The following is a 9,176-nucleotide window of genomic DNA, read 5'->3' on the forward strand; positions in this document are numbered from 1 at the left end:
GCGAGGCCAACTGTCCGGCGTAGATGGGCTCGCTGCCGGGTGGGCGCCAGCGCGCACCGCCTGCGGGGTCGTCGTCGAGGAACCGCCGGGCGTCGTCAGGGCTGGTGAGGTCGTAGGCAGGTTCCAGGGCACAGCTCCCGGATGTCGTCAAAGTGATGACAGATCTGTCGTCACTACGATGACATGCCGTCCGACCCTACCGCTATTGGCTGTTCGATTGTTCCCCAAGGCCGTACGCCGGATCGCCTACGACATCGACGAATTGGCCCGTGCCCGCGCGGTGGCCGACCTGGACCAGGCCGCCATCATCGGAGACCAGCGCGCTGAGCGGCGCCGCCGCCTGGCTGAGCCGGGCCTGTCGTATGCCGCCTTCAATCGCCGGTACCGCGAACGGGCCCGGTCCGGAGCGCTGCGCTACCGCGCTCCGGTGCCGCTGGCGGAGGCCGACATCTGGCGGGCCTACCAGATGGAGCTGCGCGAGCGCGGCGAGCCGCACCACGATCCTTGGGGATTCAATCCCTTCGAGCGCAGCTGAGCTGCGCCGCTCCCATAGTCGCGGCCAGACGCAACGAGTGTGCAGTCTCCTGCACGCGCTACCGTCGCTGATCGTTCCATTCCTCCCCGAGGGCCAAGTTGCGTGAGTCCATCGCAGCGGCGAATCGCCGGTCATGACGGGGCGGGGTTACGGCATGCCGGCCATACCTCGGTGAAGAGCGCCGCTGGTTTGACCTTGACGCTGCGTCAACTTCTAGCATCGGGGCCATGTCCATCACTGTTCTTGACACCTACTCCGCCATGCGGCGGATCCTGCTGGCCCCGGTCGCGGACCGTGTTGACCTGCTGCGTTCGATGCTGGAGGCCAACAGGGGCATGTACCGCTACAACCCCGGCGAGGTCGACCTGGTGGCCGTACACGTCCAATCGTCCGGGTTCCCCATCGACCGCGACGAGGAGCGTTGCCTCGACGCGCTCGAAACCCTGGCGGCGGCCGGGGCCTGGGAGCGGATGCAGCGCGCGCTCGATGACGCTCTCGCCATACTGCTGGAGGCGACGCCGGGGCTGGAGGCCCCGGACATCACTGTGCTGTTCGTCCTCGGCGATCCGGCTGACGAGCACTTCATGGGTCCCTGCCTAGGATTGACCGGGTTCGGCGGCATCTCGGGCCACATCGCCATCACGTTCTGGCCCTTCCCCGAGAACGTGGAGCGGCTGGAGGCCACCGCCGTGCACGAGCTCAACCACAACCTGCGTTGGAGCCCGGGCGGGGTCGTGTGGGACCCGATGACCGTCACGGTCGGCGAGCACATCGTCGGCGAGGGCCTGGCCGACGCCTTTGCCCGCCAGCTCTACGGCGACGAGCTCGGCCCCGCCCGCGTTGGCGTGCCGCACCTGCACGACGACGAGGTTTTCGCCAAGGTACTCACCGGGCTCGACGTGACCGGCATGGAGAACTTCACTGCCTGGGTGCACGGCGACCCTGGCGCGGAGCACCTCGGCGTCGCCCCGGTGGGATTGCCGACGGGCGCCGGGTACGCCGCGGGCAACCGGCTGGTCGACACCTACCTGGCGGCGACCGGGCAGACGGCGGCGCAGGCCCTGCACGCCGACAGCTCGGAGATCATCGCGACCACGCTCCGCCGCGGGTAACACTGGAACGATGGAGTGGACGATCCAGGAACTCGCGGCGAGGGCTGACATCACCAGTCGCACCCTGCGTCACTACGATCGCTTCGGGCTCTTGGCCCCGTCCCGGGTCGGCGCGAACGGGTACCGCTACTACAACCCCACCGCGGTCGCCCGGCTACAGCGGATCCTGCTCATGCGCCGGCTCGGCATGGGCTTGCCGGCCATCGCCGAGGTCCTGGCCGACGATGTGGACACGTGCGACGGGCTCCGTGCCCACATCGCTGCTCTGGAAGAGGAACGGGGCCGCATCGAACGGCAGATCCGCTCTGTGCGTCACACGCTCGAGGCCCTGCAGGCGGGGGCGGAACCGCGGATGGACGTCATGCTGGCGGGGTTCAACGACCTCTACAAGGACGAGGTGGTCTCACGCTGGGGCGAGCGCGCGTTCCAAGCGGGCAACGACTGGTGGCACGGCAAGACCCTTGACCAGCAGCGGGCCTGGAAGCAGGCCACCGAAGACCTCGTCGCCGCATGGGTGGCCGCAGCGAAGGCCGGGGTTTGTCCGACATCGGAACACGCTCAGTCACTGGCTGCCCGGCACGTCCGGTGGCTGAGCCAGATCCCGGGTACCCCCACGGCCGAGGGCGACCGGGAGCGCTCGATCGAGATGGTGAAAGGCCTGGGGGACATGTACGTCGACGACCCCCGCTTCGCCGGTATGTACGACGACGCCGCGGGGGCGACGTTCGTCCGCGACGCACTGCAGGCGTACGCGCGGACCCGGATGTAGCTCGTGTGGTTCGCAGAAATGGTCATTATCTTGAGCTGCTGATCATTGCAGGGGTAGAACCGGGGGGTGTTCTCGCCGACGGGAAGACGCCCCGGCCAGCCGCGACGAGGGTGAGGTGCTCGTTGAGGCTGGCCGCTCGCGGTCCCCGCGGGATGGGTTTCCCGACCGGGGGTGTGCGTGGGGTTGCGGTCCCGCTGGAACGCGCCGGCCTGACGCCGCAGAGCCCAGCGCGACCACGCCGGCGCCGATCCAGGCCAGGCCGCGCTGCTCGCGTACGCCCTGCCAGACCAGCCATGCCCCGCCGATCTCAGCAAGCGCGGCCAGGGCGAACAACAGCAGGGAGCGGATGATCGTCATGACGGCGATTGTGTCAACGCCAACAGGTCTGTGAGCGAGAGCACCACCATCAGCGCGACGAGTGCAGCCTGAGCGGTCAGTCGCACTCGCCGTGGCCATCTCGGCTCGATCGGGACGCCTCACTCATCGGGGGCTCTCCCTCGCGACAGGTTGATGGCTGCGGCCGCCTTGGCGACCGACAGCTCGACCGCCTCCAGCGTGTCGGCCAGACGCTCGCGGTCGCCGGTGTCCTGGGCGGCCTCGCCGAGCTGGTGGGTGAGCAACTCCAGATGTGTGGCGAAGCGACGGCTGGTGTCGACGGCTGGTGTCGACGGCGACGTCGGCCGGCGTCGGCCGGCGTCGGCCGGAGGCCGTGCGGGAGGGGCGGGTTATCGCACGGCCCCGATCCGGTACTTGCCGCCGCCGTCGCAGCAGAACTCGTAGTTCAAGGTCGCGTCCCGGCGGATGGTGATGGTGCCTATGCGGTCGTCGGGACCGATGTCGTCGTATTCCATGAGGGCGAGTACGGCGGGCAGGGCGAGGCACTTGTCGACCTCGACCCGCTGGCCTGGGGCCATCGACACGTAGTCCGCGGTCACCGGCCAGATCTTCGTGGTGCCGCCGCTCCTGATGTACACCTCGTCGCGGCCGTTCTCGGTGACCGTGAGGGCCCGGATGCCGTCGAGGAACACGCCGGTGCCGCAGGTGCGCGCGGCGGCGTTCTCCTGAGCCGGAACCTCGCCGGCAGCCGCCGCCGAGGTTCCGGTGAGCGCGAGGCTTCCGGCCAGCGTGGCCACGGCCGCGAGCTTCGACAGTTTCCGCCAGGCGTGCATGTCGATTGTCCTTTCTGCCGCTCGCTGAAGTCCCGATGGAACGCGACAGCGTCTTCACCCGGACTCCAGTTCGGTTTCACCGCATGTCAGAAGGGGGGGCATGTCCTGGGCCCGGTCGTGCTCGACGGCCGCCGGGTCCCCATAGCCGCCATCGCCACCGCACCCGCAGCACATCGCCCTTCCGCATGCGCGGGCTGTTCGCTTTGGATCGCGTGACGCGCGTCTCACCGGCGCGCCTTGTCGTACGGACTGAGTGCCGGGCCGCTGATCACGCATGGGGGCGCTGGTTGTTGAAGTAGATCTTGGTGGTGGCGTTTCCCTTCGCCCAGCTGAAGTTCACCTTCCTGCTGCCGCCCAGGCCCTTGCCGCACTTGATGCTGCTGGTCCTGGCCACCATCACCGCGGTGTCGCCGGCCTCGGCAGCGGAAGCAGCCGCAGGGGTGGCAGGGGCGGGTGCGGCCTGGGCCACCGGACCGGTCAGCATGGTCAGTGCGAAACCGACTGTGATGTCGGCGCCAACGAACGTACGGGTATGCATGGACGCTTCTCCTCGCTTGTTCGAGGCTGACAGGAGTTCCGAAGTGGGGGAGTCGGTGGGGGCGAGCGGGCCGGGGTCCGGCTCGCCGGCGAAGGCAGACCTGCGAAAGGCATACGCCTGCGGCTGCCCGTGCCGTTCGGCGCCTAACCCTGCCCCGAGCGTGAGTTTCGGGTAGCAATCGCGAAAATCCAACGGATATTACCTCTGACCTGCGGTGATCACTTTTGTGTAGGTCAGGCGGGAGTCCACGGGCTGCGTGGTGGCCTGGGTTCGATGTGGCCGATCGGGTGATCGGCCACATCGTCGAGGTACTCGTTCAGCGTGAGCGTGTCGGGGTTCGGCGCGGTGCGCGGTCCCTGAGAGTGGTCACTGCCACGAGCCGCAGACCGTGCCGTTTGGGCGGCGGGTCCGGAAGAAGGTGCGGTGCCCCTGGAGCCGGCTCTTGATCGTCCCCGTCCCGGCTCTCACGAAGTATGTGCGGACGATCGTTCAACCTGGTCGACCACGACATCCTGCGCGCCGTACAGCAGCGGTCCGTGCGCGAACGCCACGAACTGCTGGCGTGGATCGAGCACGACTGACCGCAAACTCGTCCGGCCCCCTCGATGAGGTATCTATGTCACGTGCTTCATGTCGACCGTGGCCGTTCCGTACTGCGGGCGCCCGGTGGGCCGGTAGACCTGGATCGTCACCCCGCTGGGGGTGGCCCGCGATTCGACCAGTTCGAGCGCTGTGTCCGGGCCGGTGTCGGGGAACAGCCGCGTGCCCTGGCCGACGACCACGGGGAAGATGAACAGGGTGATCTCGTCGACAAGGTCGTTGTCGAGCAGCCACCGGATCAGGGTGCGGCTGCCGTGCACCTGCAGCTCGCCTCCCGGCTTGGCTCTCAGCTCCCCGACGGCGGCCGCGACCTCACTGGAGAGGACGCTCGTGTTCGCCCACCGCGGGTCGGTGAGAGTGGTCGACGCCACGTACTTGGGCAGCGTGTTCAACGCCACTGCGATGGGGTTGCCGCCCGGATCTGCCATTGCTCCCCAGGAGCCGGCAAAGATCTCGTAGGTCCGCCGGCCGAACAGGAACGCGTCGGCGCGCCGGTAGACCTGGTTGACGAACGTCGCGGTCTCGTTGTCGAAGTGCGGTACGATCCATCCGCCGCGCTCGAATCCGCCGCTGCGGTCCTCGTCCGGCCCGCCGACCCCCTGCATCACTCCGTCGACGGAGACGAACGTGGTGGTCGTCAGTTTCATGGTCGCGGTTCCCTTCTCGTTGGTTTGGTCGTTGTTCGGTTGGACCGGGACGCACCGATCTCATCGGTCGTGGCACGGTCCGTGCTGCGGGTTCATGCTGTGCCTTCCCAGTGAGGAACAAGACCCCGCGCATTCAGGCGAACCCAAGGGCTGAAACCATCCATGACGGGTGAAGGCCTCTCAGTTCAGTTTGAGGAACCTTCAGTTCGGCTGAACTCTGGGAGATTTTGGCCCAGCGCTCCCGAAGCTACGGCGAGGGGCAAAGTAACTGGCCGGCAGGAGTAAGCCTGTAACTGGCACCCGGGCAGTAGCCGGACGACAGTCCAGGGCCTCCGGGCGCCCGATATACGTGATATGATCATTTTGTCATGAATAGTCATGACGCTTCGCAGCCGCACGTGATCCTCGCCGGCGACCCCGACAGCCCCGCCGCACGATTCGTCGCGGCCATGAACTCCGGCGACCCCCAGGCCGTCGACCACGTCTACGAGGACGACGCCGTGCTCGTACCGGTCCCCGGACACCCCGTCACCGGCGCCGCGCGCCTGGCCGCCAACCAGCACCTGCAGAGCTTCGGGCTCCCCATCGAGGCCCGCCCCCGCCACGTGTACGTCGCCGGCGACATCGCCCTGCTCATCGTGGACTGGTCGATGCGCGGCACCGCCTGCGACGGCAGCACCGTCGACCTGAGCGGCACCGCCACCGACGTCGCCCGCCGTGGCCCCGACGGCCAATGGCGGTACGTCATCGACAACCCTCACGGCACCGCATGACCCGGTCCTAGGACCGAGACCGCCTCCGCCTCCGGGCGGAGGCGCACTGTCGGTGGCCGCCACGAACGCGGCGGTGATCGGGCACTGCCCCCTCACCGCCGCTGAGCTCACCGAGCGGCTCAGTCCGCTCTGCGCTCATGGGCGCACTCTTTACCGTTGGCGGTATTTCGCTCTTGATCGGAGCGGGTAGGCGATCTGTGGCGATGGAGCATCGCTTGAGGGGGCGGGCGCCGTCACGATGGACGGACATCCCGTTTCGGCGGTCCTTGTCGTCGCTGCCAAGGGCCGATGTCCGCCCAGCGCGCGTGCGGCGGCGGCTCTCGCGGCGTTGGGCGGCCCCAAGAGCACGCAACCCGCCCTTGCCGAATCAGAGGTATGGCCATGGGCACGACGCCGGGTGAGATCCAGATCGGCGGCCAGCGCTACCGAGTCCAAGCCGCGCCGCGCACCCAGGAGTTCGCCGACGCGGCGGCGGCGGTTCGTGCGCCGAACACGAAAGACAGGCACCGGATGGCGGCCTCCATGGTGGTCCTGGAAGGCATCTTCAGCGCCGAAGAGTTCATCGCGCTGCTCGATCGCCTGGACGACCCGGCAGACCCGCTGGATACCCAGACGTTGCTGACCGCGGCCATCGAACTCGCCCAGAGGGCACACACCTGATCCCAGGCGCGCGCATCCGGCAGTGCGATGGGGTTGGCCCACGCCTCTCCAGATCCCGCGTTCAACCGTCATAGGTGACCTGCGCGAACAGGCTTAGCGTACGTTTCCGTGCCGCTGCACTTCGACCCCCGGTTCGGAAGGGCTGGGAGGACCTCTGATCTCCCTCGAACGGCTGAGGGCACAGACGGGGCGCGAACGCCAGGCTTTCGTTACTCTGTGTTGTCGTCTAGCTACATAATGTTGTTGAGTGGGGTGTCCGCCACAGCAGACATTCCCGCACGGCAAAGGAGTCCCCCATGACGACCCTTCTCCGCAGAGCCGCAGTACTGCTGGCCACGGTCACGGCCGCCGCCGGCCTGGCCCTGCCCGCCTCCGCCACGGCCCCCACCACAGCCGCCGCCCAGGCCGCAGCCCCGCTGCCCTGCCCCAGAATTCCCGGGATCTGCGCCCACACCGCAGAGGGCGCGCTCAGGATCATCTTCAAGGGCGAGCCCTACATCGTCCCGCCCGTCGTCCAGGCGGTGAACCAGACCCCCGAGGTCTGGTGCTTCTTTTCGGCGCCCGGCTTCCACGGCGACCGCCGCGAAGTCGCGCCGCGGGAGACCGTCGAGAGCTTCGGCTTCGACGTCCTCTCGGCCCGCCCCGGCCCGTGCACGTGGTCATGAGCCTTCAGTTCCTGACCTGATCTCCGACCGCTAAGGCCGCACGCCGCCGGCCCCATCACGAGGGTCCGGCGGCGCTTCATATTCAGCGGTGTAGCCCGGCGGGACGGTCAGATAGATGTGCCATGGGAATCGTGCGCTAAGCCGGTTCTGTTGCAGGTCAACCCCCGCACCGCGCCTACTCGGCTGCGCGCCGGGGCTGGGTGGCATGGCTGAGGGGCGGCGATCAGCAGCAGCACCGGCCCGCCGGCGACTCCACTCAATGACGGCGCCAGGTTGCACCTGCCCACCAATCACGCTATCGCCTTCTTGGCATCCAGCACCGAGCGCTCCCGGAAGCCGCAGAACCGTCGGACGTCCATCACCCCGTGCGGAGCTGCGCCAAGTGGTAGTCGAGCAACGCCGCGACCTCCTCGGGCGTGTAGTGCCCGACCAGGGTGGCGGGGCATCATCGCCTGAAGGGTCTGCGGCGGCGGTGAAGGTCTGCAGGGCACGAGCTGGTCGGGCTCGCCCGCGGAGAGCGGCAGGATGCGTCCGCTGTGTTCGTGAAGACGCGGGATTTGCTGTCGCCGAACCGGCGTGTACGACGGGAGGCCGACTTCCATCCTAGGCTGAATCTCACACGTGATGGACAGGAGGCTGAGGTGGCCGAGACGACGCTGGCCGAGGTGATGGCCGAGCTGGCCGAGTTTGAGGACCCGAAGATACGCGAGGTGAACGAGAAACACGGTGACGATCACGGTGTGAACCTCAGCAAGCTGCGCGCGCTCGCGAAGCGGCTGAAGACGCAGCAGGAACTCGCGTGTCAGCTCTGGGAGACGGATGACACCGCGGCGAGACTGCTGGCGATCCTGATCTGCCGCCCGAAGGCGTTCGAGCGTGACGAGTTGGACGTCATGTTGCGCGAGGCGCGCACATCCAAGGTGCACGACTGGCTCGTGAACTACGTGGTGAAGAAGAACCCGCACTCCGAAGAGCTGCGCCTGGCCTGGTCCGCCGGTTCGGATCCAGTGGTTGCGAGTGCCGGCTGGGCGCTGACAACCGGCCGCGTGACGAAGAAGCCCGAGGGCCTCGACCTCGCAGGACTGCTCGATGTCATCGAGGCGGAGATGAAAGACGTCCCGGATCGCCTGCAGTGGGCGATGAACCACTGCCTGGCGCAGATCGGGATCGAGCACGCCGAGCACCGCGCCCGTGCAATCGACATCGGTGAGCGCCTGGAGGTGCTCAAGGACTACCCGACTTCCCCGGGCTGCACGTCTCCGTTCGCGCCCATCTGGATCACCGAGATGGTGCGCCGACAGCACGATAAGTAGGAAGGTTCGCGCTCACGCTCGTGCCGCTACTCCCTCAGACGTGGTCTCATTCGTGAGTTGGCGGTAGGAGATGAGAGCGGCGGCGATAGCGACGAAGCGATCGTTATCTGGGGTTGTCAAGCGAACTTGTGGCCCGTCACGCAACCTTGGCCGGGTAACTGCTCCAGCTTCGGATGGGTGAGCTGGCGGCGAAACTTGTCTTGGGTTCAGCACGGGCGAGGTTCGATCGACGTGATGACCATGTCGGCGATGCGCGGCTCGCGCAAGTCGGAGAAGGCGGGGGCCAGTACATCGACGACGCCCTCTGTGTCAGGCTCACATGGGACACGCGGTATGAAAGTTCCCAGTGTGGGATGAGCAGGGCGAGACTGGTGTAGCAGACTGTGACGATGACG

At 67.6% G+C, this 9,176-nt stretch carries 11 protein-coding genes and 1 pseudogene; 7 read left to right on the forward strand and 5 right to left on the reverse strand.

Annotated elements, in window-relative coordinates:
- Nucleotides 1-205: 205 nt before the first annotated feature.
- The 3 genes from ABZ911_RS42380 to ABZ911_RS42390 all read left to right on the forward strand — a co-directional run bounded on the left by ABZ911_RS42380 (nt 206) and on the right by ABZ911_RS42390 (nt 2,416).
- Nucleotides 206-535 carry a hypothetical protein gene (locus ABZ911_RS42380; protein ID WP_358070131.1) on the forward strand — a complete coding sequence of 110 codons (330 nt, stop codon included), beginning with the start codon at nt 206-208 and terminating at the stop codon, nt 533-535.
- Nucleotides 536-762: 227 nt separating this feature from the next.
- Nucleotides 763-1,647: a DUF2268 domain-containing putative Zn-dependent protease gene (locus ABZ911_RS42385; protein WP_358070134.1), complete on the forward strand. Its 885-nt coding sequence runs from the start codon at nt 763-765 to the stop codon at nt 1,645-1,647.
- Nucleotides 1,648-1,657: 10 nt separating this feature from the next.
- The gene (locus tag ABZ911_RS42390) at nt 1,658-2,416 is read left to right on the forward strand and encodes a MerR family transcriptional regulator (RefSeq protein WP_358070137.1); all 759 of its coding nucleotides are present in this window, start codon (nt 1,658-1,660) and stop codon (nt 2,414-2,416) included.
- A gap of 222 nt (nt 2,417-2,638) precedes the next feature.
- On the opposite strand, the pseudogene ABZ911_RS42395 reads toward ABZ911_RS42390, so the two are convergent.
- The 5 genes and pseudogenes from ABZ911_RS42395 to ABZ911_RS42415 all read right to left on the reverse strand — a co-directional run.
- Nucleotides 2,639-2,773 (reverse strand): annotated as a pseudogene (locus ABZ911_RS42395) (hypothetical protein); the annotation flags it as partial.
- Between the two features lie 119 nt (nt 2,774-2,892).
- Nucleotides 2,893-3,036 (reverse strand): hypothetical protein, encoded by a 144-nt coding sequence (locus ABZ911_RS42400; protein WP_358070140.1) that lies wholly within the window; start codon nt 3,034-3,036, stop codon nt 2,893-2,895.
- Nucleotides 3,037-3,141: 105 nt separating this feature from the next.
- Complete coding sequence (locus ABZ911_RS42405) at nt 3,142-3,585, reverse strand: hypothetical protein (protein ID WP_358070143.1); 444 nt, start codon at nt 3,583-3,585, stop codon at nt 3,142-3,144.
- 268 nt (nt 3,586-3,853) lie between these two features.
- Nucleotides 3,854-4,123 (reverse strand): hypothetical protein, encoded by a 270-nt coding sequence (locus ABZ911_RS42410; protein WP_358070145.1) that lies wholly within the window; start codon nt 4,121-4,123, stop codon nt 3,854-3,856.
- 614 nt (nt 4,124-4,737) lie between these two features.
- Nucleotides 4,738-5,370, reverse strand: a complete 633-nt coding sequence (locus ABZ911_RS42415) for a dihydrofolate reductase family protein (protein WP_358070148.1) — start codon at nt 5,368-5,370, stop codon at nt 4,738-4,740.
- 368 nt (nt 5,371-5,738) lie between these two features.
- Between ABZ911_RS42415 and ABZ911_RS42420 the strand changes: the two genes are divergently transcribed.
- From ABZ911_RS42420 to ABZ911_RS42435, 4 genes are all read left to right on the forward strand, one after another.
- Nucleotides 5,739-6,143: a DUF4440 domain-containing protein gene (locus tag ABZ911_RS42420; protein ID WP_346117985.1), complete on the forward strand. Its 405-nt coding sequence runs from the start codon at nt 5,739-5,741 to the stop codon at nt 6,141-6,143.
- A gap of 381 nt (nt 6,144-6,524) precedes the next feature.
- Entirely contained in the window at nt 6,525-6,803 is a 279-nt protein-coding gene (locus tag ABZ911_RS42425; protein WP_358070151.1) for a hypothetical protein, read from the forward strand.
- A gap of 296 nt (nt 6,804-7,099) precedes the next feature.
- Nucleotides 7,100-7,468, forward strand: coding sequence for a hypothetical protein (locus tag ABZ911_RS42430; RefSeq protein ID WP_358070154.1), 369 nt, complete (start codon nt 7,100-7,102; stop codon nt 7,466-7,468).
- Nucleotides 7,469-8,109: 641 nt separating this feature from the next.
- Entirely contained in the window at nt 8,110-8,781 is a 672-nt protein-coding gene (locus ABZ911_RS42435) for a DNA alkylation repair protein (RefSeq protein WP_358070157.1), read from the forward strand.
- The last annotated feature ends 395 nt before the right edge of the window (nt 8,782-9,176 follow it).

The organism is Nonomuraea sp. NPDC046570 (genome assembly GCF_040645915.1).
Taxonomy (GTDB): Bacteria; Actinomycetota; Actinomycetes; order Streptosporangiales; family Streptosporangiaceae; genus Nonomuraea.